Genomic DNA, 23,204 nt, shown 5'->3' with positions numbered 1-23,204 from the left:
CCCACAGGCTGTGCACAAGCTATGCCGCATACTGCACAGGTTATCCACAGGGTGAGCGGCAAGCTGGCTTTGCTGCGGGCGCCATGCCGGTTAGCGTAGCGGGGTACCTGTTCTCCGGGGCCGAAACAGGATCTCTGTTCCGGTCACCGGGACCCCATCCATGCATCATCCACATCTCTTTGTGGAAAAGCTGTGGATATTGGGGATAACTCCGGTCCGGAGCTGAATTCCGGAACTCCGGCACGTGATTGTCAGGGCCTGCAGGTAGATCTTGACGGGTGGCGGATCCGGATATCGGAGCCCATGAACAGGATGGATCACCGGACTGCACACCCGGTACAAATGGAGGACGGCAGCTTTGTCAATCGCGCATCTGGACCCTGTCGAGGCAACCCGTGGAGCGGACGCGAGCCGGAAGCCGCCGCAGGACATCGCAGCCGAGCAGTCGGTCCTGGGCGGAATGATGCTGTCCAAGGATGCCATCGCGGATGTTGTCGAGATCCTCCGCGGCCAGGATTTTTACCGCCCCGCGCACGAGACCATCTATGAGGCCATCATCGACCTCTATGGGCGCGGCGAGCCCGCGGACGCCGTCACGGTGTCCGATGAACTGACCAAGCGGGCCGAGATCAACAGGATCGGCGGCCCTGCCTACCTCCACGAGCTCATCCAGACCGTCCCCACCGCCGCCAACGCCGGCTATTACGCCGAGATCGTGGCCGAACGGGCGGTGCTTCGCCGCCTGGTCAACGCCGGCACCAAGATTGTCCAGCTGGGCTACGGTTCCGACGGCGAGGTGGAGGACCTGGTCAACCAGGCCCAGGCGGAGGTTTACGCCGTGGCCGAACGCCGCACCGCAGAGGATTACGTGGTGCTGAAGGACGTCATGGAGTCCACGGTGGACGAAATTGAGGCGTCCGGCCACCGCGGGGAGGGCATGACTGGTGTGCCCACAGGCTTCTACGAACTCGACGAGCTGACCCACGGGCTGCACCCAGGCCAGATGATCGTCATCGCCGCGCGCCCCGCCGTTGGTAAGTCAACGTTCGCCCTGGACTTCGCCCGGTCCGCCGCCATCAAGAACAACCTCTCCACGGTGATGTTCTCCCTGGAAATGGGCCGGAACGAGATCGCCATGCGCCTGTTGTCCGCCGAAGCCACCATTGGGCTCCAGGACCTCCGCAAGGGAACCATCAAGGACGAACAGTGGTCCAAGATCGCCACCACCATGGGCCGCATGAACGATGCCCCCTTGTTTATTGACGACAGCCCCAACATGTCCCTCATGGAAATCCGGGCCAAGTGCCGCCGCCTTAAGCAGCAGCACGACCTCAAGCTGGTGATCCTCGACTACCTGCAGCTAATGAGCTCGGGCAAGAAGGTGGAATCCCGCCAGCAGGAAGTTTCCGAGTTCTCCCGAGCGCTGAAGCTCCTCGCCAAGGAACTCCAGGTTCCCGTCATTGCCCTGTCCCAGCTGAACCGTGGATCGGAACAGCGCCAGGACAAGCGCCCCATGGTCTCGGACCTCCGCGAGTCCGGGTCCATCGAGCAGGACGCCGACATGGTGATCCTGCTCCACCGCGAAGATGTCTATGACAAGGAATCACCCCGCGCCGGGGAGGCGGACATCCTGGTGGCCAAGCACCGTAACGGCCCCACCAAGGACATTGTGGTCGCCTTCCAGGGCCACTACTCCCGCTTCGCCAACATGGCGGGCGACGCTGGCGGCGGCGGCTTCTAGGAGCCCTCTTCGCCGGCTCTGGACGAAGCTGTGCCGGCATGGCCTGCTGCGGCGAGCAGGTGGTTCGGCAGGCGGTTTCCGGGCGCCGTACCCCGGATTTCCAGGAGCTCGCGGGCGTGGGCGTGGAGCCGCTTGTCTTCCTCGCTGATCGGCACCCACGCCGGGACGGGCACTGAGTTTCCTTCGTCGTCGCGCGCGACCATGACGGTGAGGCAGTAGGTGGTGAGGTTCAGCTCCCGGCCTTTGGGGTCTCCGGAGCGGACGTGGACCGCGATGTGCATGCCCTTGGTCCCGGTGTAGACCAGGCGGGCCTCCACTTCCACCACGTGGCCGATCAGCAGGGGCCGGTAGAAGCGCACGCCGCCGGAGAAGACCGCCACGGTGTCCCTGCCGCAGTAGCGGGAAGCGCAGACGTAGGCTGCTTCGTCGATCCATTTCATGACAATGCCGCCGTGGACCTTTCCGCCCCAGTTCACGTCGGTGGGGGCGGCCATGAACCGCAGCGTCACGCGTTCGGCCGTGCCGGAGTCGGTATATTCCTGCCGGTTCATGGCTTCGACGATCTCTTCCCGGACCTTGATCCTGGCCAGGGCGTGGTCCCGCTGCTCGATTTCGGCGGGGGTGGAAGGTTCGAACTGCTGCACCGGGATGGGTTTGCCGTCCTCGCCGACGGCCACGAAGATCACCATGCACTGGCTGCGCATCGTGGCCGGGCCGCCTTTGGGATCCCCGGAGGAGACCACGGTGTGGATGTGCATGGAGGAGCGGCCGGTGTAGACGATGGTGGCCTCGACTTCCACCATGTCGCCGCTGTTGACGGGGTCGGCGAAATGGATGTTTCCCACGTAGGCGGTCACGCAGTAGGACTTGGCCCACCCCACCGCGGCGGCGTAGGCGGCCTTGTCCACCCACTCGAGTACTGTGCCGGCATCCACCGAGCCGCTGTGGCCCACGTCGGTGGGGGCGGCCAGGAAGCGGAGGGTTACGGAGTTGGGACGGCCGGTCTCAGTCATGCTGCGATCCTACTGGCGGCCCCGGTTACCGGCAGGTTGGCGCTGCAACAATTGGATGCGCAGCTTAAAATCCGACGGCGGCAGGCACCTTGGGTGGCCTGCCGCCGTTCGTGGCGTGGGGAGGGGGCTACGCGAGGACTGCCAGCCGTGATTCCGGACGGCGGCCGAAGAGGGCGCGGTCCACGGACAGCCGGCCTGCTCCGGTAAGGGCCAGGGCGAAGGATGCCGCTGCCAGCAGGAGGACGAGTTCGTAGCCTCCGTTTGCCGCGAAGACACCGGCGGGGGCATGGACCAGGAACAGGGCGCCAAGCATGTCCACCACCAGCAGGGCGGCCACGACCCGTGTCAGGATTCCCAGGATCAGGGCAATGCCGCCTGCCAGTTCGAGGACGGCGATCGCGGGGGCCATGACGTCGGCGGCCGGAACGCCCATCTTGGCGAAGGAGGCCTGGGTGCCCGCGATGGTCCATTCATTGAACTTCTGCCAGCCGTGGGCTGCGAAGAGGAAGCCGAGGATGATGCGGAGGGCGGCGAGGGCAGTGGTGGTCAGTGCTGACTTGTTCATGGACACCACTGTTCCGGATAGATAGTTGAAGTGTCAACTAATGAGTCATACTTGTGGTCATTGTCATGCCCCCCAAGGATCCCGCGTACGGCCCGGATAGGCTGGCAACGTGCCCCAACAACCTGCCCTCGCCGCCGTCTTCGGCAGCCGCGGGCCTGCCCGTGACATTCTCCGCCTCGCCATCCCCGCATTCGGGGCGCTGGTGGCTGAACCGCTGTTCCTGCTGGCCGACTCGGCGATTGTGGGGCACCTTGGTGTCGCCCAGCTCGCAGGCGTGGGGCTGGCATCTGCGGTGCTCCAGACCGCCGTGGGGCTCATGGTCTTCCTGGCCTACTCGACGACGCCGGCCGTGGCCCGGGCGATCGGCGACGGACAGCTCGGCAAGGCCCTGGCGGCGGGGCGCGACGGCGTGTGGCTGGCCACCCTCCTGGGCGTGCTGCTCGCTGCCGCCGGCTTCGCCTCGGCCGAACCACTGATCGACCTCCTGGGCGCTGAGGGCAGCGTCCGCACCTTCGCCATCGATTATTTCCGCTGGTCCATGCCCGGGCTGGTGGCCATGCTGCTGATATTCGCCGGCACCGGAGTCCTCCGCGGCCTGCAGGACACCCGTACCCCGCTGGTAGTGGCCACGGCCGGATTCGGCGCCAACGTCCTGCTGAACCTGTGGCTTGTCTACGGGCTGGGCTTGTCGGTAACCGGTTCGGCGATCGGCACCAGCCTTGCCCAGTGGGCCATGGCTGGGGTCTACGTGGTGATGGTGCGCCGGAACGCCGTACGGCACGGCGTCAGCCTGCTTCCCAGCTGGCGGGGCATCCGGAGTATGACGCGCGTTGGCTCCTGGCTTATGCTGCGCACGCTTAGCCTGCGGGCCGCGATTCTGGCCACGGTGCTGGTGGTAACGGCCCAGGGTGAGGTCAACCTCGCCGCCCACCAGTTGGCCATGACCATCTTTTCCTTCCTGGCGTTCGCTTTGGATGCCCTGGCCATCGCTGCGCAGGCGCTCATCGGCAAGGAACTCGGTGCCTCCAACGCCGGCAGGGCGCGCCTGCTGACCGGCACCATGATCAGGTGGGGGGCCGAGTTCGGCGTAGTGACTGGCCTGCTGCTGGCTGCGGTCGCCCCTTGGGTGGGGGGCCTGTTCACGACTGATCCCCGCGTGCAGTCAGTCCTCACCGTTGCGCTGTGGGTCCTGGCCGCCGGACAGCCAATCGCCGGTTACGTCTTTGTGCTCGATGGGGTGCTGATCGGTGCCGGGGACGCCCGCTACCTCGCCCTCGCCGGGTTGGTGAACATCGCCATCTACGTGCCGCTGCTGGCCTGGGTGGCACTTTCCGGTCCAAGCGGCGCCGCAGGGTTGGGATGGCTGTGGGCCGCTTTCGGCGTGGGATACATGGCCGCGAGGGCACTCACCCTGGGCGTGCGGGCCCGGTCCGACCGCTGGATGGTGCTGGGCTCCGCCTGAATGAGTGCAGGCGAGGTGCCTAACGGCGCCCGGTTCGACCTTCCAGCAGCCCCCACTAAACTGGACCGGTGACGCAACCTTCCATCCCCGCGGGCGCTGCCCAGGGAACTGCCCCCCGTAACGACCTCTGGAAGCCGGTCCTGCTGCGCTCGGCTGCTGCCCTCGTGTTCGGCGCCGTGACGGTGTTTTGGACGTCGCCTTCCGTGGAAGTCATGGGCTGGGCAGGCGGCCTCTATCTTTTGGCGACCGGCGTGCTTTCGCTCCGGAGTGTCCCGGCGGCGGGTTTCGCCCAGAATTCCGCCCCCGGCAAGCTGCTTTCCGCCGCCGGCGCCGTCCTGGCCGGGGCCGGTTTTGCGGTGGTCCTGCTGCACAGCGACCTCTTGTTCGCAGTCATCGCAGCCCTCGGACTGGGCGTGGCCGGTGTCCTTGAGCTTGCCTGCGGCCTGCAGCACAGGGGACGCCACGTGCTGGCCCGGGACTGGATTGCGTCTGGCATCATCGGGATCGGCACCGCCGTCCTGCTGCCGTTCTTCGTCAACCTCGGGGCCCACGCCCTGCTGGGTGTGGCCGGGGGAGGCGCCATTATTTCCGGCGTCCTGTGGGTCCTGTCCGGCCTGACCCTGCGGCACGATGCCCGCACCGGCGCAGGAAAGCCGTAAACTAGGAGGAGCGCCCTTCTACTTTCTGTAGAAAATCCGGGTGCAACACCGGAATTCGTAAACCAGGCGGACGTACGCCGCCTGCAGGGAGGAACCACTGTGGCTGACCAGCATCAAGGAAAACCGCGCAAGCTGCGGACCTCGGTGAAGGGGCCGCTGATGTTTTCGGCGTTCTGGGCCGTCGTCGCCTTCGTTGCAGTGCTGATCTTCGCCTCCGGGGGAAGTGCCCGGGCACCCCGCTTCGACCTCGCCTTCACGGCCGCCGGCATCGCCTTCATCGTGACCCTGGTCATCGCCGCGATGCTGTCCATGAGCTACAAAGAAAATGCCGAACACCTTGGCAAGGGATCGGGCATCAACCTGAGTTCGGCGCCCAAGGCATCCCCCCACGGAGGTTCCGGCAGCCAGACCCCGCCGGCATCAGGCGACAGCACCGACGGCACGCCACAGCGCTAGCGGCACACGAGCGCCCAAGCCAACAGGCACTCCGAGGCGCTAATTCGCCGCCGCCTGCCTGGCCCGATAGGCGGCCACATGGGCCCGGTTGGCGCAGTTTCCGGTATCGCAATACCGCTTGGACCGGTTTCGGCTCAGGTCCAGCACGGCGGCATCGCAGTCCTCTGATTCGCAGGTGCGCATCCGGTCCATTTCCTTGCCGCGGATCACGTCCGCGAGGGCCATGGCAGCCTCGGTGCTCATCCGGTCCGCCAGGGGAGCATCCGGTGCCGTGGCGTGAAGGTGCCAGTCCCAACCGTCGTGCTTCATCAGCTGGGGCAGCGCATTCGCATCCCGCAGCAGCCGGTTGACGGTGCCAACGGCCGCGTCCTCATCCGCCGTCCACACGCCCGTTAGTTCACGGCGCAGCTCCCGCACGCTTTCCAGTTCCGCCTCATCCCGGCTCCGGCCCCCCGAAAACCCCTCGGCGGCCAGGAAGGCGTCGAGGTCCTCGATGGTGGCCAGTCCCTCCCTGCCATTGGCAGACGTGTTGATGAGGTTCACCACCGTGCGCAGCGCCACTTCCGTGTCAGGGGCGAAAACCATGTTGACTCCTTACAGTGCCCGGGCGTAATGTCATGAGCATTACCCCACTTTACTCCTGACAGGAGGCGACGGTGCCTGCCGCCAAAAACCACCTTCCCACCACGGAAGTGCCCGCCGGGCGCCGCGGCTTCCTGGCATCCGGGCTGGGGATTGCGCTCTTCTCCTCCGCGGTCTTCGGCCTGTCCGGATCCTTTGCCAAGTCATTGCTGGAGACCGGCTGGTCGCCGGGAGCTGCCGTCACCGCCCGCCTGACGGGTGCGGCCCTGATCCTTGCGCTGCCGGCCATATTCGCGCTCAGGGGCCGGTGGCATCAGCTGAGGGACAATTGGCTCACGATCGTGCTGTTCGGGCTCATTGGCGTGGCGGCCTGCCAGTTGTTCTACTTCAATGCCGTGGCACGGCTGTCCGTGGGCGTGGCACTCCTGCTGGAGTACTTGGCCCCGGTGATCATCGTCCTGTGGCTCTGGGCCGCGAGCCGCCGGCGCCCCCGGCTGCTGACCTCCGGCGGGACGCTGCTGTCCCTGGCCGGGCTGGTGCTGGTCCTTGACCTCACGGGAGCCGTCAAGGTGGATCTGGTGGGGGTTCTTTGGGGGATGGCGGCGGCCGTGTGCCTGGCCATCTACTTCTTCATCACCGCCAAGGAAAACGACACCCTCCCTCCCATCGTGCTGGCGTCAGGGGGACTGATGACTGGCGCTGCCGTGATGTGGCTCGCCGCGGCCACCGGCCTGCTGCCCATGGCCTTCAGCGCCGCGGACACCACCCTTGGACCCTGGACCACCCCGTGGTGGGTCTCCCTTGCCGGGCTGGTGGTTCTGGCCACGGTACTTGCCTACACGTCGGGCATCATGGCCGCTAGGGCGCTCGGCTCAAAGGTCGCATCCTTCGTGTCGCTCACCGAGGTCCTGTTTGCCGTCCTGTGGGCGTGGCTGCTGCTTGGGGAACTCCCCGGCGCCATCCAGCTCCTCGGCGGAGTCCTGATTGTCGGCGGGGTCATCCTGGTCCGGCTTGACGAGCTTCGCGCCGCTGCCTCCGGCGACGGAACGGGGATGAATGTCCAGGGGTCGCCGCTGGAGCACGCGAACGACGTCGAGCCCGTCCCCTAGAGCGCGTGCCACCACAAAAAAGGGCAGGGACACCGACTGGTGTCCCTGCCCCCGCCAGGTGGCGGTAAAGCCTAGTGGGAGGCCTGGCTCTGCTCTTCGGCGTTGCGCTTGGCCTGCGAGCCGGCTTCCTTCAGTGCCTCGGCAACCTTGGTCAGCATCGCGGTGTGGGTACCGGACCATTCGTTGCGGAACTTGGTGGCGTCCGGACCTTCCCAGTTGGTGCTGCTCAGAACCTTCGTGAGAGTGGACTTCTGCGTCTCGATCTCGGACGCACCTGCCTGAAGCTTGCTGCCGAGCTGGCGAAGCTGCTCAACGTCTGCACCCCAAATAGCCATCAGTTTCTCCTTGTTAGGTGTGTGGATCCGAACCAGATCGGCATCCCCAGCGGCCCCCCGGCTCATCCGGAAGATCCATTGCCTAAAACCTATCCCGGCCCCCAAACAGTGTCGATGGGCAGCCCTGCCCATGCCGGGCTCCCCATGGACGCCGGGTGAAGACCATGAAAAGGGGTCGATCCCAGGCGTTGGAAGAGCCTAGCATGGCGTTATGTGCCGGAATATCCGAACCCTTCATAACTTCGAGCCGCATGCCACGTCCGAGGAAGTCCACGCCGCAGCGCTGCAGTACGTCCGCAAGATCAGCGGCAGCACCAAGCCGTCAAAGGCCAATCAAGAGGCCTTTGACGACGCCGTCCATGAGATCGCCCACATCACCCAGCACCTGCTGGAGTCCCTGGTAACGCAGGCGCCGCCCAAGGACAGGGACGCTGAAGCGGCCAAGGCCAAGGCCCGTGCCGCAGTGCGGTACGGTGCGGCCTGATCCCGCGGTGTAACCGCCGCGGCTACTTGCCGAAGCTGCGCAGCCGCAGCGAGTTGGCCACCACCAGGACCGAGCTGGCAGCCATCGCCGCGCCGGCGATCATCGGGTTGAGCAGCCCCAGTGCGGCCACCGGGATACCCACCGCGTTATAGAAAAACGCCCAGAACAGGTTGGTCTTGATGGTGCCCAGGGTCTTCCTGGACAGCTCAATGGCCTGCGCCACCTGGGCCAGGTCGTTGCCCATCACGGTCAGGTCCGCGGCCTCAATGGCCACATCCGTACCCGACCCCATCGCAATTCCCAGGTCGGCCTGCGCCAGCGCAGCAGCGTCGTTGACGCCGTCGCCGGCCATGGCCACCGTGGCACCGCCGGCCTGCAGCTTGCGCACTGCCTCGACTTTTCCTTCGGGCAGGACGCCGGCGTAGACATCCTCCGGAGCAATCCCGACGGCGGCAGCCACCCGGGCGGCCACAGCGGCGTTGTCCCCGGTCAGCAGGATAGGCCGCAGGCCCAATGCCTTCAACCGGCCGACGGCGGCCGCGGAACCTTCCTTGACCGTGTCCCGGAGACTGATGATTCCGGCGGCATTCCCGTCCACGGCGACGCAGATGGCCGTTGCCCCGCCCTGTTCAGCAGCTGCGAGCGTCGCCTGCTGGCCGGCGTCCAGGGTGATCCCGTTCTGCTCCAGCCAGCCGCTCCGCCCGGCCAGAACGGACCGGCCCTCCACGGTTCCGGACACTCCGCCGCCCGGAGCGGAACGGAACCCCAGCACGGATGGCAACGTGCCGGCGTCGTCCGTGGTGTCTGTGGACGGGGCCGCGGCAGCTGCTGCGATGGCGCGGGCCACCGGGTGCTCGGAGGCGGCCTCGACGGCGCCGGCAAGCCGAAGGACTTCATGGTCCTGGGAGCCGGGGAACGCTGCCGTGGCGTCCACGGCCAGGACGCCAGTGGTGACCGTGCCCGTCTTGTCCAGGAGGATGGTGTCCACGGTGCGGGTGTCCTCAAGGACCTGCGGGCCCTTGATCAGGATGCCCAGCTGGGCGCCCCGGCCTGAGCCGGTCAGCAGGCCCACGGGCGTGGCCAGGCCCAGTGCGCAGGGGCAGGCAATGACCAGGACGGCGACGGCGGCGGTGAATGCCCGCCGCAGGTGGTCCCCGTCCGCGGCGGGCCCGGCGAAGAGGAGCCAGAGTACGAAGGTCAGCACCGCCAGCGCAAGGACTACCGGCACGAAGACGCTGCTGATCCGGTCCGCGAGCCGCGCGATGGGCGCCTTCCCGGTCTGGGCCTGCGACACCAGCCGGGCCATCTGGGCAAGGGTGGTCTCAGAGCCCACCCGGGTAGCCTTGACCAGCAGGCGGCCGGACGTGTTGATGGTGGCACCCGTGACACAGCTGTCGGGGCCAACCTCGACGGGGACTGATTCACCCGTGACCAGGGACGCGTCAACGGCCGAGGCGCCGTCGACCACCACGCCGTCAGTGGCAATCTTCTCTCCCGGCCGGACCACCAGGAGGTCGCCCACCTGGAGCAGGTCGGCGGAAATCTTCTCCTCAGTGCCGTTGCGCAGGACCGTGGCATCCTTGGCGCCCAGGTTCAGCAGGGCCTTAAGGGCATCACCGGCCTTCTGCTTGGCATTGGCCTCCAGGTACCGGCCCAGGAGCAGGAAGGTGGTGACGACGGAGGCCACCTCGAAGTACAGGCCGCCCGTCATGCCCTCCATGCCCGGGTGTTCGGTCATCCGTGGGTCCGCCAGCAGCTGCCACGCCGAAAACAGGTAGGCGGCCGCCACCCCAAGCGATACCAGGGTGTCCATGGTGGACGCCAGGTGCCTTGCGTTGATGGCCGCCGCGCGGTGGAAGGGCCACGCCGCCCAGGTAACCACTGGAAGCGACAGCACCGCGGCCACCCACCCCCAGTTGGGGAACTGGAACGCCGGGACCATGCTGACAAGGAATGCCGGGACGGTCAGGACGGCTGCCAGGATGAGCCGCGGGCGGAGCTCGGCGGCGGGAATGGCGGCAGGTTCAGTGGCCGTACTTTCGCCGCCCGTCGGCCGCTGCTGGCGCACCTTCGCCTGGTAGCCGGCCGCGTTGACAGTCTCCACCAGTTGCTCGTCGGTGATGCCTGCCGGGACCGTGACGTACGCGGATTCCAGCGGCAGGTTAACCGTTGCGGCCACTCCGTCGAGTTTGCCGAGTTTCTTTTCCACCCGGTTGACGCAGGACGCGCAGGTCATCCCTTCGATGTCGAGTTCGACGACTCGGGTGCCCGGTGGGTGGAGCAGTTCCTGGTGGCTCATGGTCAGCTTTCCGGTCTTGGGAGGGTTATCAGGCTTCGTTGGCAACCACCAGGTAGCCTGCCTCGGCTACGGCTTCGCCGATTTCCGCTGGAGACAGTTCCTTGCCGGAGGTGATGGTCACGGTGGAAATGCCGCCTGCATTCAGGTCCACGTTCACGGCTTCAACGCCTTCAAGGGCTTCGAGTTCTTCGCTGACGGCCGACACGCAGTGCCCGCAGGTCATGCCGGAAACGCTGACGGTCGTGGTGGTGGGGGCGGTAGTGCTCATGGCTTGCTCCTGCGTAGGGCCGGCGGTGGCCGGGTTGTGATGGTGGTGTCAGCGAAGCAACCGGCCGATGGCGTCGGCAGCTTCCTTGACCTTGGCATCTATGGCTTCTGCGCGAACGTCGGGATCCGGTTCGGAAGCTGCCCCGACCACGCAGTGGCCGATGTGTTCCTCCACCAGTCCGAGGCTGACGGCGTGCAGGGCCTTGGTGACGGCGGCAACCTGGGTCAGGATGTCGATGCAGTATTTGTCCTCATCCACCATCCGGGCTATGCCCCGCACCTGGCCTTCGATGCGCTTCAGGCGGCGGAGGTAGGCATCCTTGTTTCCCGTATATCCGTGCTCGGGGGGAGTGCCATCCTCGGAGGCGGGCCGTTCAGCGGCCGCGACAACGTCTTCGATAGCGTTCATGCAGTCAACCTATACCCCTTAGGGGTATAGGCGCAAGTACCCCCTGGGGGTATGTGCTGGCGGGCCAATATCCCAAACCGCCAAGGCACAAAAAAGCTCCGGAGTGCGTTATTGGGGGATACGCACTCCGGAGCAGATTTTGGGCAATTCCTGCTTCCACCTGGGTGGATCGGCCTTGCTTGAATCAGCTTACTGGCTGGTACGGCACGGCGCCAGCACCCTGAATAACTACTTTCGCTTTACTTAGCCGGACCCTAAAGGAGTGCGTTTTGCCCGTTACATTTATTGGGTCCCCGAGGGTCGGGGATTTGGTCGCTGGATCCGGTATGACTTTCTTGCCCTGTCTTTGATGATCCGGGGGGTGTTGTCGCCGGGTTCGGAGGCACGCGTTGACTGCTGATAGGGACACGGCCGGCTCCTTCCGATGGGGCCAGGTCTCTTTGTAACGTGGGTGCCAGCATCGGGTGTCGTGACTGCGGCCATAAGTGGTGCAAAGGAGCGCCGGATGGACGAACGATACGAGATTTTCTGCGGGCTTGATGTGGGCAAATCCGAGCACCACGCCGCGGCATTGAACGCAGCTGGCGAACGGGTCTTCGACAGGCCCCTGCCTCAGGATGAGGCGCGGCTGCGCGAGCTGTTCACCGGGCTACAGCAGCACGGCCGCGTGCTCGTGATCGTCGACCAGCCCAACACCATCGGCGCTCTTCCGATAGCCGTGGCCAGAGACTGCGGCTGCACTGTTGCTTACCTGCCCGGCCTGGCGATGCGTAAAGCCGCTGACCTGTATCCGGGAAAGTCCAAGACGGATGCACGTGATGCGTTCATCATCGCCGAGACTGCACGTGCGATGCCGCACACGCTGCGGGCCGTTGACCGCGACAGCGAGGTGCTCGCGGCCCTAAAGGTGCTCTCCGGATTCGACGCGGACCTGACCCATGAGTGCACCAGGGCGATCAACCGGCTGCGGTCGCTGTTGCTGCAGATTTTCCCCGCCCTGGAGCGAGTCTTCCCGGGGACAGTGCTGACCCGGTCCCTGGTCCTGGAGCTGTTCATCAAATATGCCGGACCGACCGGCCTGCGGGCCGCGGGGCGATCCAACGTGTTGCGCTGGGCCAGGAACCACAGCCGCAAGGACCCGGTGAACCTGGTTGACGCCGTCTTCACGGCACTGGGCGAGCAGACGGTCACCGTGATCGGCACCGAAGCCGTCGAATTGGTCATCCCCCGCGTCGCCGCCCAGATCAAGGAACTCAAACACCAGCGAGCCATCGTGGCCGAAGAAGTCGACAAGCTCCTCGATGACTTCCCTCTTTCCCAGGTCTTGATGTCCATGCCGGGAGTCGGCATCAAGACCGCAGCGACGATACTCCTGACCATCGGCGATGCCGGCACCTTCACCTCTCCCGGGCACCTCGCCGCCTACGCAGGCATCGCCCCTGTCACACGACGCTCCGGCACCTCGATACGCGGTGAATTCCCCGCACGATCAGGGAACAAACAACTCAAGAACGCCCTCTTCAGATCCGCCTGGATCGCCAGCTGCCACCACCCCGCATCGAAGGCCTACTACCAAAAGAAACGGGCACAGGGGAAGAAGCACAACGCCGCCGTCATCTGCCTGGCCCGCCGGCGCTGCGACGTCATCTACGCAATGCTCAAACACGGCACCTTCTACGAGGAAAAACCCGCCCTGGCCGCTTGACCAAAAGCATAGGGACACCCCCCATCGCACGACTCATGGCCGGTCCTCATGCGCGGGCATCCGGTAGGGAACCACCAGCACGGGCCGGCTTTGGTGGTGGCTGAGCCAGGTTCCCACGGAGCCGTTGAGGGCTTCCGAGAGGCGATGGGTAAATCCCCGTTCCGAAGTCCCCACAATGATCAGGGGCGCGTCCATTTCGGCGGCCAGTTGCCCTAGGGCGCGGGCAGGATCACCGGTGAGGGTGCGGAAGGACCATTCGGGCGGTCCGCCACCCGCCGGCAGTTCGTCGAGGGTGGACTGGACCTGTGCTTTCAGCTCCGCAGTCAGTACCAGCATGTCGTCGTCCGCATTTGCATCCGGGTGCCGGGACAGGCGATGGGCGGAGCGGGCCGGATCCCATTCCACGAGGTAGCTGGCTTCATCCACGTACGCGCAGACCAGGGGTGCCGCCAGCCGGGCAGCGAGGACGGCCGCGGTCTGGATGACCTCCGGGTGCTGTTTCGGCACGATGCCCACCAGCAGGGGAGCCCCGTCGAAGTGTTCCCACGTCATGCTGCCCATTGTCCGGCAACCGAAGCCGGTGTGAACAGGTACGTTGGCCCCGGATCTGCCGGGTTTGCCTGGCCGGGTGCTAGGGGGCAGCCGGGGAAGCGGTGACCACGACGTTCTTGCCCCACGGGTCCTCGGTAAAGCAGCTGATAAGGACCAGGCGGTTGGGCACCATTTCCCAGACGGGGCTGTCCTTGAGGCCGGACTTCACGTAGGTGGTAACGCTGTCCACGTGGTAGCTGATGGTTCCGGCCGCAGTCTCAACATCAAACCGGTCACCAACGGCGGCCGCGGAGCTCAAATGGTTGAAGGGGGCATCCGCGCCTTCCCAGCTGTGGCCTATGACGTATGTGGTGTTGCCGGATCCCTGGCCTGGAGTGCCGAAGGCCGAAAGCCAGTAGCCGTCCTTGGTGGCGGGTGGCTCGATGGTGCGGCTGGATTGGGCTTCGCCGTCCAGGTCCAGCGGATGGAGGGGCACGTCGAAGGCGGCGGCCGGGTAACGAATGTGGATCGGCTGGGCAGCCGGCGGCAGGACGGGTGCTTCCGGCGCTGGGGTCACCACTGGCTGGGGCTGGGCCGTCGCGGTTGCGGTTGCCTGCGGCATGCCGGTCTCCGCCATCGGGGCCGCTGCCCCGGCAGGCGCAGCGGCGGCGCGGACACCGGGAGCCGAAGTGGAGATGCCGGGGACCGTCAGCTCGGGTGCCTCATGGAAGAGGGGTGCGCCCGCCGTAAACGACAGGAAGGTGAGGACGCCGCAGCAAAGGATGGCCAGATCGCCCCTGTTCCACCGCTGCCAAGTGGCGATGCGTCGCCCGGGCGCTGCGTGCCGGCGTCGGTCCTGTGGCATGACACTTCCTCACGGGTGGTCGGTGGAAAGGAAGGAAGGCGCCCTGCCGGGCACTGGCAGGGCGCCTTCCTTGTCTGTAAGCCACCAGGGTGGCGGATTGTGGGCTAGCGGGTGATGTGCAGTGGACGTGGCCGACGGCGTAAACCCACGAGCGCTCCTGCGGCAGCCAGTGCTCCGAGGCCCGCAAGCCAGCCGGGTGTGCTGTCAGCCGCCACGGCTGTCTGGGCGTTGTAGCCCTGGTTGGTTCCCACACTGACGGGGGCTGCGGCGGGAGCAGCCTTAGGGGCTGCCTTGGGGGCGGCCGCCTGGGTCAAAGTCGCCGAGACGTTGGTGTTGTCGGTGCCTCCGCCGCCGCCGGTGTTGCCGCCGCCGTTGTTGGTTCCGCCGTTGCCGCCGCCGGTGTTGCCGCCGGCGTTGCCGCCGTTGTCGGTGCCTCCGCCGCCGGTGTTGCCGCCGCCGTTGCCGTTGCCGTTGCCGCCGCCGTTGTTGGATCCGCCGTTGCCGTTGCCGCCGCCGTTGTTGGTTCCGCCGTTGCCGTTGCCGCCGCCGTTGTTGGTTCCGCCGTTGCCGTTGCCGCCGCCGTTGTTGGTTCCGCCGTTGCCGTTGCCGCCGCCGTTGTTGGTTCCGCCGTTGCCGTTGCCGCCGCCGTTGTTGGATCCGCCGCCGGTGTTGCCTCCGCCGCTGTTGTCGGTGCCTCCGCCGCTGTTGTCGGTGCCTCCGCCGCCGGTGTTGCCGCCGCCGTTGTTGGTTCCGCCGTTGCCGTTGCCGCCGCCGTTGTTGGTTCCGCCGTTGCCGTTGCCGCCGCCGTTGTTGGTTCCGCCGTTGCCGTTGCCGCCGCCGTTGTTGGTTCCGCCGTTGCCGTTGCCGCCGCCGTTGTTGGTTCCGCCGTTGCCGCCGGCGTTGCCGCCGCCGTTGTTGGTTCCGCCGTTGCCGTTGCCGTTGTTGGTTCCGCCGTTGCCGTTGCCGCCGCCGTTGTTGGTTCCGCCGTTGCCGCCGCCGTTGCCGCCGCCGTTGTTGGTTCCGCCGTTGCCGCCGCCGTTGTCGGTGCCTCCGCCGGCGTTGTTGGTTCCGCCGTTGCCGTTCCCGCCTGCGCTGTTGACATTGAATTCCAGCGGTATCAGGGTGCTTCCGCCAGGCTGGCTGACTACCACTGGGGCGGAAGCTGCGATGGCAGGTGCTGTGAGGCTCATAAGGCCAAGCCCCACCGCCCCAAATGTGGCTAAGGTGCGTTTCATGTCTTCTCCCCATGTCTGTTCGTGAAACGGACCATGGCGGGGACGGCCAGCGGTTGCGCCGTATGCCCCAGCAGCACGGTCAGCTTGCTATGAGATTTCAGGCTAGGGACCCCGGCCGGGCCAGTCGCCAGTAGGGGGTACTCGTCTTTCCCGGGGGCTGGCGGCCCAAGTTACCTGCCAGTACCCTAAAGCCGGCCCACGCCACCTGCTTCCGCCACGGGCCCTTGTCCGCCGCTGGGGCCGGGCCTACCGTTTTAACTGAAGCAGGGAGGGGGAATCGTGGAAATCTACATGTGGTGGCTGGACCTGGACCTGGCCAGCAAAGAGTGGCTGCGGCAGAACCTCCGCACGCTGGAGTTGCCGCTTCCGGTGCTCCAGGGGATCGCGGAGGCGGGCGGTCCGCACCCCGGCAACCCCGCTGCTGTACTGACCGCCGCGGACTGGGACTTCATCGAGACCCAGTCGGAATTCGTGGACTAACCCCCGACCGCCGGCAGTTCGGGAGCTGAAGGGGGCCTGTACCCGTTGCGCCTTGGCCACTGCGGTGGTTGCATGGTCCGCATGGCAACGGCGGCAGAATCCTTCATCCTGGCAATCGGCACCAAGAAAGGCCTGTGGCTCGCCACGAGCCGCGACCGGCAGGAGTGGTCCTTTACCGGCCCCCATTTCTTCATGGCCGAAATCCCCAGCATCGGAATCGATACCCGGGAAGGCCGCACCAGGATCCTGGTGGGAGTCCGCAGCCCGCACTGGGGACCGACCGTTGCACACTCCGATGACCTCGGTGCCACCTGGTCCGAACCGGAGCAGGGCGCCATCACCTTTCCCGGCGACACCGGCGCCGCCCTGGAGCGCGTATGGCAGATCTACCCGGACGCCGAATCCCGGCCCGGGGTGGTATGGGCCGGAGCGGAGCCCATCTCCGTGTGGAAATCGACCGACGGCGGCGAGCACTTCGAGTTGAACCGGGGCCTGTGGGACCACCCGCACCGCAGTGAGTGGGGAGCAGGCTACGGCGGTGCGGCGGCACATTCGATCGTGGTGGACCCCGCCGGCGAAACCGTGCACGTGGCCATGAGTACCGGCGGTGTGTACCGCTCAGTGGACGGTGGGTCGTCCTGGGAAGCGCGCAACAAGGGCATCTCGGCCTACTTCATGCCGGACCCCAACCCGGAGTTCGGCCAGTGCGTGCACAAGATTGCCGCGGACGCCGCCGTCGAAGGACGCCTCTACGCACAGAACCACCACGGGGTCTACCGGACCGATGACAATGCCGACAGCTGGAACTCCATCGCCGACGGCCTGCCGGCCGACTTCGGCTTCGTGATGCTGACGCATCCGCGCCGGGACGGCACCGCCTGGGTGGTGCCGCTGAAGGCCGACGGCGAACGCATCCCTCCGGACGGAAGGCTCGCCGTCCACCGCACCAACGACGCCGGGAACACCTGGACGCGGCTCAGCGCCGGACTCCCCGAGCAGGAATACAACAGCGTGCTCAGGGATGCCGCATCGGTGGACACGGCGGAACCGGCCGGGGTCTACTTCGGCACGCGGGGCGGGACCGTCTACGCGAGTGCTGACGAGGGGGAGTCGTTCATGGAAGTAGCGTCCCACCTGCCGGACGTCCTCTGCGTCCGGGCGGCAGTGGTGGCCGGTGGCTGAGATTTCGCTGCTGTTGCCCAGCGTCCTGCAGCCCCTGGCCGGCGGGCAGTCCGTCCTGTCCACACCGGCCGACGGGCCCGTAACGGTAGGCCGCCTGCTCGATGCCGTGGCCGCAGACCATGCCGTGCTGGGACGCCGGCTCCGGGACGAGACCGGGGCGCTGCGCAGATTCGTCAACATCTATGTCGACGGCGACGAGGTGCGGCGGCTGCAGGGCCTGGAAACCGAGGTGGTGCCAGGCCAGGAAGTGCTGGTCATCCAGTCTGTTGCGGGCGGCTGAGAGGCGGCTGGAGTCCAAGGCGCAAGCCGAGTGCAAAATCGTTGACAATTTCGTCCGCGATCCGTACCGTCGGTTTCGTGCAGTGGTGATCAACTGCACCCATTCCTAGCGATGATGCGACAGGAAGGTACAGGGTGGCCGCGAGCCTGAGCCTCAAGGACGTCAGCCTGCACTTCGGCGGGGTCAAGGTGCTGCAGGACGTCAGTTTCGACGTCGAGCCCGGCGTGATCTTCGGCCTTGTGGGTCCGAACGGTGCCGGAAAGACCTCCCTGTTCAACTGCATCAGCGGCCACTACAGGCCAAGCTCCGGTTCGATTTCCATCGACGGAAACGAGGTGTCCGGCAGCGCCCCGTCGCGGATGGCACGCCTTGGACTCGCCCGCACCTTCCAGCATCCGGCGCTCCAGTTAAACGCCACGGTCCTGCAGAACGTGCTTCTCGGCGGCCACACGCGGCTGCCCGGCGGCCCGGTCTCGTGGGCGCTGCGGATGCCGTACACCCTCCGTGCCGAGCGCGCCGTCCGCGCCGAGGCGCTCGACCTCCTTGCCAACGCCGGGCTGGGATGGGCGGCGGACGTCCCCGCCGACGAACTGTCCCACGGGCTCCATAAGGGCGTTGAGCTGTGGCGGGCGCTGCTTTCCAGGCCCTCGTTGCTCCTTCTCGATGAACCGGCAGCCGGTCTGTCGCACGGGGAGGTTGAGCAGCTCATCGCCACCGTGAAGCGTCTCCGCGCCGAGCAGGACCTCACCATCATCATCGTTGAGCACCACATGGGACTCATTTCGGCGCTGACGGACCAGGTAGTGGTCCTGGACCACGGGCGGAAACTGATGTCGGGAACCGCGGCGGAAGCCCAATCCGACCCCCGCGTCATTGAGGCCTACATCGGAAAGGACGCTGCGGATGACGCTGCTTGAACTTACCGGCGTCACAGCGTCGTACGGCCCCGTGCAGGTCCTGGAGGGAGTCTCCCTCAGCGTCCCGGAGGGCGGATCCGTAGGCATCCTGGGCGCGAACGGGGCAGGCAAAACCACCACGCTCCGGGCCATCAGCGGCAGTGTCCGGACCGGCGGCAGCATCAGGTTCGATGGCAGGGACATCAGGGGCCTCCGGCCGGACCAGGTGGCAGCACTGGGCATAGCGCACGTACCCGAAGGCCGCGGCACCCTGGGCCAGCTGAGCGTGCGGGAGAACCTGATGGTGGGCTCCTACCTCCGCAAGGACCGGAAGGCCATCGCCGGCGACATCGACTACTGCCTGGACCTGTTTCCGCAACTGCAGGACAGGGTTGGCTCGCGGGCAGCGGCACTTTCGGGCGGCGAACAACAAATGCTCGCGGTTGGCCGCGCCTTCATGGCCAAACCCAAACTGTTGCTCCTGGACGAAGCCTCGCTGGGGCTGGCGCCGAGCACCGCCAAGACGGTCTACCAGGCCATCCGGCGGCTGCGGCTCGAATCCGGGATCGCCATGCTGGTGGTGGAACAGAATGCGAACCTCGCATTCTCCCTGGTGGACACCGCTACCGTCCTGGAAACGGGCCGGAACGTCCTCACCGGAACCTCGGCCGAACTCAAGGGCATGGACGAAATCCGCCGCGCCTACCTGGGGGGCTGAGCGTATGGGAACCTTCATCCAACTCGTCGTCGACGGCCTCGCCACCGGCTCCATCTACGCGGCCCTGGCCCTGGCCATCGTGCTGGTGAACCAGGCCACCGGCCTGATCAACTTCGCGCAGGGCGGCATGGCGGTGCTGTCCGCCTACATCGCCTACGTGTTCGTGCAGCTCGGCCTGCCGCTCATCCTGGCCATCATCATTGCCATTTTCCTGTCCTTCCTCTTCGGCGCACTGGTGGAACGCTTCCTGATCCGGCGGTTTGAGCGGGGAGATCCGGACACCGCAGTGGTGGTGACCATCGGCCTGCTCACCCTGGTGACCGGCATCTGCGCAGTCCTTTGGGGCTACAACAACCTGGGGTTCCCGTCACTCTTCCCGCTGACCAGCGTTGAAATCCTCGGGGCCGTCGTCAGCGTCAGGTCCCTTGCCACCGCCGTGACCATCGTTGTGATCATGGTGGTCCTGCAACTGCTCTTCCTGCGCACCAAGCTGGGACTGGCCCTTCGCGCCGTTGCCGACAACCCGGCGTCGGCCGCTTTTTCCGGCCTGCCGGTGGGCCGCCTGCTCATGGTCGGATGGGGACTTGCCGCCACCCTGGGGGCGATTGCCGGCGTCCTGGTGGCTCCGCAGCTGACCTTGACGCCCGGGATGCTGGACACCGCCCTGGTCTACGCGCTCGCCGCCGTGATCCTCGGCGGCCTGACCAGTCCCATCGGCTGCGTGGTGGCGGCATCCGCAATCGGTGTGCTGGAAAACCTGGTGGCCGTCTACGTGCCCTTCATTGGCCACGACCTCAAAATCGCCGTGCCGTTCGCGCTGATCTTCGTCATCCTCATCGTCCGTCCCCAGGGCCTGTTCGGCAGAAAGGTCGTGGTGAGGGTCTGATGAACGCCGTTGCCGCCGCTGCACGCAAGCCATGGGTCCGGATACTGCTCGCCGCCGTCGTGGCCTTAGTGCTGATCGTGGCCCCGTTGGCCCTGCCGGCCTTTGCGAACCAGACGCTGGTCCGTATCGGCGTCTATGCGGTGGCGGTGCTCGGGCTGAACATCGTCATGGGCTATACCGGCCAGGTCAACCTGGGGCAGATCTTCTTCGTGGGGCTGGGCGCGTATGTCACCGCCTACGGCGTCAACCATGGCTGGAACATCCTGCTGGTGTTCGTCGCGGCGTGCGCCGTGGCCGGTGTGGTGGGGCTCCTGGTGGCGCTCGCGGCCGCACGCCTGGGTGGCCTGGCCATCGCGATGGTCACCATCGCCCTGCCCATCGTCGGGGTACCCCTGGCCAAGCGCCTTTCCGAATTCACCGGCGGCTCGCAGGGAATCTCCGCACGGTTCACGGATGCCCCGGACTGGTCCGGGCTGGACAACGACCAGTGGCAGTTCTACATCGTCCTGGTGGTGGCGGCCGCGGCCTTCCTGCTGGCGCGGAGCCTGGTCCGGGGCAAGTACGGGCGGGCGTTCGCGGCCGTCCGGGAAAACGAGGCTGTGGCCGCCTCCATGGGCATTTCCCCCTACCGGACCAAGGTGCTTGCCTTCACCATCGCCTCCATCTTCGGCGGTGCCAGCGGTTTCCTGTACCTCGCCGCCGTACAGTACACCTCGCCTGAGACCCTCAGCTTCGGCCACTCCATCAGCCTCCTGGCCGCAATGGTGATCGGCGGTTCGGGAAGCATTGCCGGGTCCCTCCTTGGCGGTGCCTACTACGTCTTCGTCCCGCAGTTGACTAACGCCATAGATCCCAACCTCACCACCGTCAGCCAGGGCGCCCTCCTTCTCGCGGTGCTGTTCCTGCTGCCCGGCGGCCTGGTGAGCGTGCCCCGGGTGATGCGCCGGCTGGCCCGCCGGACCGGCGCCGGCCGCTCCACGGGCCGGCGGTCCTCCGCCGGCCCAACCCGGGAGACTTCCCAGCAGACCGCTCCAGCGCACCGTCCGGTACCGGACGATGCGCCGGAGGGACATGAACAAACAGAGAGGCAAGATGGACCATGAACATGAGAAAGAAGCCCGGCGGGGTCCTTGGCATCGTTGCCGTGACAGCCGCCCTCGCGCTCTCCCTGTCCGGCTGCAGGGGCGATAGCGGCGGCCAGGGCGGCGGGGGTTCTGCGTCCTCACCCGGGATCACGGACTCGGCGATCACGCTTGGCATCACCACCCCCCTCAGCGGTGCCACCGCCGGGCCGGGCAAGTGCACGGTAGCCGGGGTCTCGGCCTACTTCGGTGCCGCCAACGCCGCCGGCGGCGTGAAGTTTGGCGACGGCAAGACGCGCACCGTGAACATCAAGTCCTACGACGACGCCTACGATCCGCAAAAGTCGCTGGCCAACTTCCAGCAGATGGTGTCGGACAACGTCTTTGCCGCCACGGCCGGCCTGGGCACACCCACCAACCGTGCTTTCCGCGACGCCGCGATCAGCCAGAAAGTCCCGCAGGTGCTGGTGATGACCGGCGACCCGCTCTTCAGCGACCGGAAGCAGAGCCCGTGGCAGCTGGGCTTCGTGCCCGTCTACCAGAATGAGGGGGCCGCCTTCGGCAAGCTCCTGGCGAAGTCGGGCGCGCAGCACAAGGTGGCCATCCTGTCGCAGAATGATGACTACGGCAAGGGCTACGTGGCCGGTTTCAAGGAAGCCATCCAGGGAGCATCCAACATTTCGGTGGTGGGGGAGCAGACCTACGAGGCCACCGACACGTCCGTGGATGCCCAGCTCACCCAGCTGGCCTCCTCCGGGGCGGACGTTTTCTTCAACGCCATGTCCATCACGCCGCTGACCATCGCCTCGTTGCAGAAGGCGCAGCAGATCGGCTGGAAGCCCAGTTGGTTCCTGCCCTCCAATACGTCCAGCCCCACTGCGATCCTTGAGCCCGGCGGCGGCGCCGCCTACCCCGGCATCTACTCGGTGTCCTTCGCGAAGGCGCCGCAGAGCCCGGCATTCGCCCAGGACCCCGACGTCGTGAAATTCCTTGATGAACTCAAGAAGTACGGGAACTACCCGGACATGCCGGCCTTCCCGCACTGCATGTGGAGCTACATGGTGGGCGCCACCCTTGAGAAGGCGTTCCAGAACATGAAGGAACCCACCCGGGACAGCTTCATGACCGCGCTGCGGGACATCAAGGACCTCAAGGCGCCGCTGATGCTGGAAGGTACGTCGGTCAACACTACGGTGGACGGCCAGCCGGCAGTGTCCTCGGTGGTGGTGCAGAAGTACAACGGCAAGGGTTACGCAACGGCCGAGAACTTTGGCTGACTAGGGCGGGTTTCCGCTAAGCGCGGGCGGCGCTCGGCTCCGGCCGGGCGCCCCCGGATTCCAGGGCGTCCACCAGTTCCAGCCCGCGCCGGGCCCACGCGATCTCCACGAGGGCCCGATCCACCAGGCCCTCGTAGGTGAACCTTTTAAAAGCGATGGTCCGTTCACGGTCGGCCGGATCCGTCACGGCCAGGCGGCGCACCAGCATTGGGTTGTCCACTTGGTCGATGCGCTGGAGTTCACCTTCCCATTGGGCGAGTTCGGACTCCCACTGGTCCCTGTGCCGGCGGAAGAACGCCCGGGCGGCTTCCGGCGACGCCGCTTCAAGGTAGGCGGCCCGCAGGTGGGCCGGGTCGCGGACCCGGGCGTACTCCAGGGGGGTCTGCATCCAGTCGAGGAAGGCCTGGTTTCCTGTATCCGTCACGTGGTACAGCCGCCGGGTGGCGCGCTGGCCCCGGGGCTGCTCCTCACCTTCGATGAGGTTTTCCGCCTCCATCTTGCGCAGCTCGGGGTAGATCTGCGAGTCGGGGGCGTGCCACACGTGCCCCACAGACATGGAGAACTGCTTCTGCAGTTCGTAGCCTGACAGCGGGCCCACGCGCAGCAGCGCAAGCAGCGCGTACCGAAGGCTCATGCGGTACTCCTCCAAGGGCTCAAGGAAGGTGCGGGGGCGCACTCGCCCCCGC

The 23,204-nt window shown here is 66.5% G+C and carries 26 protein-coding genes; 15 read left to right on the top strand and 11 right to left on the bottom strand.

Features of this window, described 5'->3' with window-relative positions; all coding sequences use genetic code 11:
• Positions 1-358: 358 nt before the first annotated feature.
• On the top strand, positions 359-1,741 hold the full coding sequence (gene dnaB, locus ACZ9J7_RS06865) for a replicative DNA helicase (RefSeq protein ID WP_476208119.1): 1,383 nt from the start codon (positions 359-361) through the stop codon (positions 1,739-1,741).
• On the opposite strand, the gene ACZ9J7_RS06860 is transcribed toward dnaB, so the two are convergent.
• Together ACZ9J7_RS06860 and ACZ9J7_RS06855 are read right to left on the bottom strand one after the other, a co-directional pair.
• A complete protein-coding gene (locus tag ACZ9J7_RS06860) occupies positions 1,738-2,754 on the bottom strand; it encodes an acyl-CoA thioesterase (RefSeq protein WP_476208117.1) in 1,017 nt (338 codons plus the stop codon). The two genes, dnaB and ACZ9J7_RS06860, sit on opposite strands and share 4 nt — an antisense overlap.
• A gap of 127 nt (positions 2,755-2,881) precedes the next feature.
• On the bottom strand, positions 2,882-3,319 hold the full coding sequence (locus ACZ9J7_RS06855) for a DoxX family protein (protein ID WP_476208116.1): 438 nt from the start codon (positions 3,317-3,319) through the stop codon (positions 2,882-2,884).
• Between the two features lie 109 nt (positions 3,320-3,428).
• Here ACZ9J7_RS06855 and ACZ9J7_RS06850 point away from each other — a divergent pair, with 109 nt between their 5' ends.
• The 3 genes from ACZ9J7_RS06850 to ACZ9J7_RS06840 all read left to right on the top strand — a co-directional run bounded on the left by ACZ9J7_RS06850 (position 3,429) and on the right by ACZ9J7_RS06840 (position 5,896).
• Positions 3,429-4,781, top strand: a complete 1,353-nt coding sequence (locus tag ACZ9J7_RS06850; protein ID WP_476208115.1) for an MATE family efflux transporter — start codon at positions 3,429-3,431, stop codon at positions 4,779-4,781.
• A 68-nt stretch (positions 4,782-4,849) separates the two neighbouring features.
• Entirely contained in the window at positions 4,850-5,440 is a 591-nt protein-coding gene (locus ACZ9J7_RS06845; RefSeq protein ID WP_476208113.1) for a hypothetical protein, read from the top strand.
• A gap of 99 nt (positions 5,441-5,539) precedes the next feature.
• The gene (locus tag ACZ9J7_RS06840) at positions 5,540-5,896 is read left to right on the top strand and encodes a hypothetical protein (protein WP_476208111.1); all 357 of its coding nucleotides are present in this window, start codon (positions 5,540-5,542) and stop codon (positions 5,894-5,896) included.
• 39 nt (positions 5,897-5,935) lie between these two features.
• On the opposite strand, the gene ACZ9J7_RS06835 is transcribed toward ACZ9J7_RS06840, so the two are convergent.
• Positions 5,936-6,481, bottom strand: coding sequence for a CGNR zinc finger domain-containing protein (locus ACZ9J7_RS06835; protein WP_476208109.1), 546 nt, complete (start codon positions 6,479-6,481; stop codon positions 5,936-5,938).
• A 71-nt stretch (positions 6,482-6,552) separates the two neighbouring features.
• Between ACZ9J7_RS06835 and ACZ9J7_RS06830 the strand changes: the two genes are divergently transcribed.
• Positions 6,553-7,587 carry an EamA family transporter gene (locus tag ACZ9J7_RS06830; protein ID WP_476208108.1) on the top strand — a complete coding sequence of 345 codons (1,035 nt, stop codon included), beginning with the start codon at positions 6,553-6,555 and terminating at the stop codon, positions 7,585-7,587.
• Positions 7,588-7,658: 71 nt separating this feature from the next.
• Here the strand turns inward: ACZ9J7_RS06830 and ACZ9J7_RS06825 are convergent, their stop codons facing one another.
• Positions 7,659-7,922 carry a WXG100 family type VII secretion target gene (locus ACZ9J7_RS06825; RefSeq protein WP_110545130.1) on the bottom strand — a complete coding sequence of 88 codons (264 nt, stop codon included), beginning with the start codon at positions 7,920-7,922 and terminating at the stop codon, positions 7,659-7,661.
• Between the two features lie 211 nt (positions 7,923-8,133).
• On the opposite strand from ACZ9J7_RS06825, the gene ACZ9J7_RS06820 reads away from it, so the two are divergent.
• Entirely contained in the window at positions 8,134-8,406 is a 273-nt protein-coding gene (locus ACZ9J7_RS06820) for a DUF2277 domain-containing protein (protein WP_387562255.1), read from the top strand.
• A 22-nt stretch (positions 8,407-8,428) separates the two neighbouring features.
• Here the strand turns inward: ACZ9J7_RS06820 and ACZ9J7_RS06815 are convergent, their stop codons facing one another.
• Genes ACZ9J7_RS06815 through ACZ9J7_RS06805 form a run of 3 tightly spaced genes read right to left on the bottom strand, consistent with a single transcriptional unit; the run spans position 8,429 to position 11,381 of the window.
• Positions 8,429-10,705, bottom strand: coding sequence for a heavy metal translocating P-type ATPase (locus ACZ9J7_RS06815; protein ID WP_476208104.1), 2,277 nt, complete (start codon positions 10,703-10,705; stop codon positions 8,429-8,431).
• 28 nt (positions 10,706-10,733) lie between these two features.
• On the bottom strand, positions 10,734-10,973 hold the full coding sequence (locus tag ACZ9J7_RS06810; protein ID WP_476208102.1) for a heavy-metal-associated domain-containing protein: 240 nt from the start codon (positions 10,971-10,973) through the stop codon (positions 10,734-10,736).
• A gap of 48 nt (positions 10,974-11,021) precedes the next feature.
• Positions 11,022-11,381: a metal-sensitive transcriptional regulator gene (locus ACZ9J7_RS06805; protein ID WP_476208100.1), complete on the bottom strand. Its 360-nt coding sequence runs from the start codon at positions 11,379-11,381 to the stop codon at positions 11,022-11,024.
• Positions 11,382-11,886: 505 nt separating this feature from the next.
• On the opposite strand from ACZ9J7_RS06805, the gene ACZ9J7_RS06800 reads away from it, so the two are divergent.
• Positions 11,887-13,086 (top strand): IS110 family RNA-guided transposase, encoded by a 1,200-nt coding sequence (locus tag ACZ9J7_RS06800; protein WP_476206826.1) that lies wholly within the window; start codon positions 11,887-11,889, stop codon positions 13,084-13,086.
• Positions 13,087-13,119: 33 nt separating this feature from the next.
• Here the strand turns inward: ACZ9J7_RS06800 and ACZ9J7_RS06795 are convergent, their stop codons facing one another.
• The 3 genes from ACZ9J7_RS06795 to ACZ9J7_RS06785 all read right to left on the bottom strand — a co-directional run bounded on the left by ACZ9J7_RS06795 (position 13,120) and on the right by ACZ9J7_RS06785 (position 15,717).
• Entirely contained in the window at positions 13,120-13,638 is a 519-nt protein-coding gene (locus ACZ9J7_RS06795; protein WP_476208099.1) for a universal stress protein, read from the bottom strand.
• A 79-nt stretch (positions 13,639-13,717) separates the two neighbouring features.
• On the bottom strand, positions 13,718-14,482 hold the full coding sequence (locus ACZ9J7_RS06790) for a class F sortase (RefSeq protein WP_476208097.1): 765 nt from the start codon (positions 14,480-14,482) through the stop codon (positions 13,718-13,720).
• A 104-nt stretch (positions 14,483-14,586) separates the two neighbouring features.
• On the bottom strand, positions 14,587-15,717 hold the full coding sequence (locus ACZ9J7_RS06785; RefSeq protein ID WP_476208096.1) for a hypothetical protein: 1,131 nt from the start codon (positions 15,715-15,717) through the stop codon (positions 14,587-14,589).
• Between the two features lie 279 nt (positions 15,718-15,996).
• Between ACZ9J7_RS06785 and ACZ9J7_RS06780 the strand changes: the two genes are divergently transcribed.
• The 8 genes from ACZ9J7_RS06780 to ACZ9J7_RS06745 all read left to right on the top strand — a co-directional run bounded on the left by ACZ9J7_RS06780 (position 15,997) and on the right by ACZ9J7_RS06745 (position 22,518).
• Positions 15,997-16,197, top strand: coding sequence for a hypothetical protein (locus tag ACZ9J7_RS06780; protein WP_476208094.1), 201 nt, complete (start codon positions 15,997-15,999; stop codon positions 16,195-16,197).
• Positions 16,198-16,269: 72 nt separating this feature from the next.
• Positions 16,270-17,379 (top strand): WD40/YVTN/BNR-like repeat-containing protein, encoded by a 1,110-nt coding sequence (locus tag ACZ9J7_RS06775; RefSeq protein WP_476208092.1) that lies wholly within the window; start codon positions 16,270-16,272, stop codon positions 17,377-17,379.
• Positions 17,372-17,659, top strand: coding sequence for a MoaD/ThiS family protein (locus ACZ9J7_RS06770; protein ID WP_476208091.1), 288 nt, complete (start codon positions 17,372-17,374; stop codon positions 17,657-17,659). The genes ACZ9J7_RS06775 and ACZ9J7_RS06770 overlap by 8 nt, the downstream gene beginning before the upstream one ends.
• Positions 17,660-17,793: 134 nt before the next feature.
• Complete coding sequence (locus ACZ9J7_RS06765) at positions 17,794-18,576, top strand: ABC transporter ATP-binding protein (protein ID WP_476208090.1); 783 nt, start codon at positions 17,794-17,796, stop codon at positions 18,574-18,576.
• The gene (locus ACZ9J7_RS06760) at positions 18,563-19,273 is read left to right on the top strand and encodes an ABC transporter ATP-binding protein (protein ID WP_476208088.1); all 711 of its coding nucleotides are present in this window, start codon (positions 18,563-18,565) and stop codon (positions 19,271-19,273) included. The genes ACZ9J7_RS06765 and ACZ9J7_RS06760 overlap by 14 nt, the downstream gene beginning before the upstream one ends.
• A 4-nt stretch (positions 19,274-19,277) precedes the next feature.
• The gene (locus ACZ9J7_RS06755) at positions 19,278-20,159 is read left to right on the top strand and encodes a branched-chain amino acid ABC transporter permease (RefSeq protein WP_476208086.1); all 882 of its coding nucleotides are present in this window, start codon (positions 19,278-19,280) and stop codon (positions 20,157-20,159) included.
• Positions 20,159-21,262, top strand: coding sequence for a branched-chain amino acid ABC transporter permease (locus tag ACZ9J7_RS06750; protein WP_476208085.1), 1,104 nt, complete (start codon positions 20,159-20,161; stop codon positions 21,260-21,262). The genes ACZ9J7_RS06755 and ACZ9J7_RS06750 overlap by 1 nt, the downstream gene beginning before the upstream one ends.
• Before the next feature lie 2 nt (positions 21,263-21,264).
• Positions 21,265-22,518: an ABC transporter substrate-binding protein gene (locus ACZ9J7_RS06745; protein WP_476208083.1), complete on the top strand. Its 1,254-nt coding sequence runs from the start codon at positions 21,265-21,267 to the stop codon at positions 22,516-22,518.
• A 16-nt stretch (positions 22,519-22,534) separates the two neighbouring features.
• Here ACZ9J7_RS06745 and ACZ9J7_RS06740 read toward each other — a convergent pair whose 3' ends face one another.
• Positions 22,535-23,152 carry a PadR family transcriptional regulator gene (locus tag ACZ9J7_RS06740; protein WP_476208081.1) on the bottom strand — a complete coding sequence of 206 codons (618 nt, stop codon included), beginning with the start codon at positions 23,150-23,152 and terminating at the stop codon, positions 22,535-22,537.
• Positions 23,153-23,204 lie beyond the last annotated feature (52 nt).

It is taken from the genome of Pseudarthrobacter sp. TE9888 (assembly GCF_056279345.1).
Note: the sequence above shows the minus strand (reverse complement) of the source record. Positions and strands in the feature narration are given on the sequence as shown.

Excerpts from the sequence above, each read along its gene's own strand:
- ACZ9J7_RS06860 (WP_476208117.1), bottom strand. The coding sequence starts at position 2,754 with ATGACTGAGACCGGCCGTCCCAACTCCGTAACCCTCCGCTTCCTGGCC.
- ACZ9J7_RS06855 (WP_476208116.1), bottom strand. The coding sequence starts at position 3,319 with ATGAACAAGTCAGCACTGACCACCACTGCCCTCGCCGCCCTCCGCATC.
- ACZ9J7_RS06835 (WP_476208109.1), bottom strand. The coding sequence starts at position 6,481 with ATGGTTTTCGCCCCTGACACGGAAGTGGCGCTGCGCACGGTGGTGAAC.
- ACZ9J7_RS06825 (WP_110545130.1), bottom strand. The coding sequence starts at position 7,922 with ATGGCTATTTGGGGTGCAGACGTTGAGCAGCTTCGCCAGCTCGGCAGC.
- ACZ9J7_RS06820 (WP_387562255.1), top strand. The coding sequence starts at position 8,134 with ATGTGCCGGAATATCCGAACCCTTCATAACTTCGAGCCGCATGCCACG.
- ACZ9J7_RS06815 (WP_476208104.1), bottom strand. The coding sequence starts at position 10,705 with ATGAGCCACCAGGAACTGCTCCACCCACCGGGCACCCGAGTCGTCGAA.
- ACZ9J7_RS06810 (WP_476208102.1), bottom strand. The coding sequence starts at position 10,973 with ATGAGCACTACCGCCCCCACCACCACGACCGTCAGCGTTTCCGGCATG.
- ACZ9J7_RS06805 (WP_476208100.1), bottom strand. The coding sequence starts at position 11,381 with ATGAACGCTATCGAAGACGTTGTCGCGGCCGCTGAACGGCCCGCCTCC.
- ACZ9J7_RS06800 (WP_476206826.1), top strand. The coding sequence starts at position 11,887 with ATGGACGAACGATACGAGATTTTCTGCGGGCTTGATGTGGGCAAATCC.
- ACZ9J7_RS06795 (WP_476208099.1), bottom strand. The coding sequence starts at position 13,638 with ATGACGTGGGAACACTTCGACGGGGCTCCCCTGCTGGTGGGCATCGTG.
- ACZ9J7_RS06790 (WP_476208097.1), bottom strand. The coding sequence starts at position 14,482 with ATGCCACAGGACCGACGCCGGCACGCAGCGCCCGGGCGACGCATCGCC.
- ACZ9J7_RS06785 (WP_476208096.1), bottom strand. The coding sequence starts at position 15,717 with ATGAAACGCACCTTAGCCACATTTGGGGCGGTGGGGCTTGGCCTTATG.
- ACZ9J7_RS06775 (WP_476208092.1), top strand. The coding sequence starts at position 16,270 with ATGGTCCGCATGGCAACGGCGGCAGAATCCTTCATCCTGGCAATCGGC.
- ACZ9J7_RS06760 (WP_476208088.1), top strand. The coding sequence starts at position 18,563 with ATGACGCTGCTTGAACTTACCGGCGTCACAGCGTCGTACGGCCCCGTG.
- ACZ9J7_RS06755 (WP_476208086.1), top strand. The coding sequence starts at position 19,278 with ATGGGAACCTTCATCCAACTCGTCGTCGACGGCCTCGCCACCGGCTCC.
- ACZ9J7_RS06750 (WP_476208085.1), top strand. The coding sequence starts at position 20,159 with ATGAACGCCGTTGCCGCCGCTGCACGCAAGCCATGGGTCCGGATACTG.
- ACZ9J7_RS06745 (WP_476208083.1), top strand. The coding sequence starts at position 21,265 with ATGAGAAAGAAGCCCGGCGGGGTCCTTGGCATCGTTGCCGTGACAGCC.
- ACZ9J7_RS06740 (WP_476208081.1), bottom strand. The coding sequence starts at position 23,152 with ATGAGCCTTCGGTACGCGCTGCTTGCGCTGCTGCGCGTGGGCCCGCTG.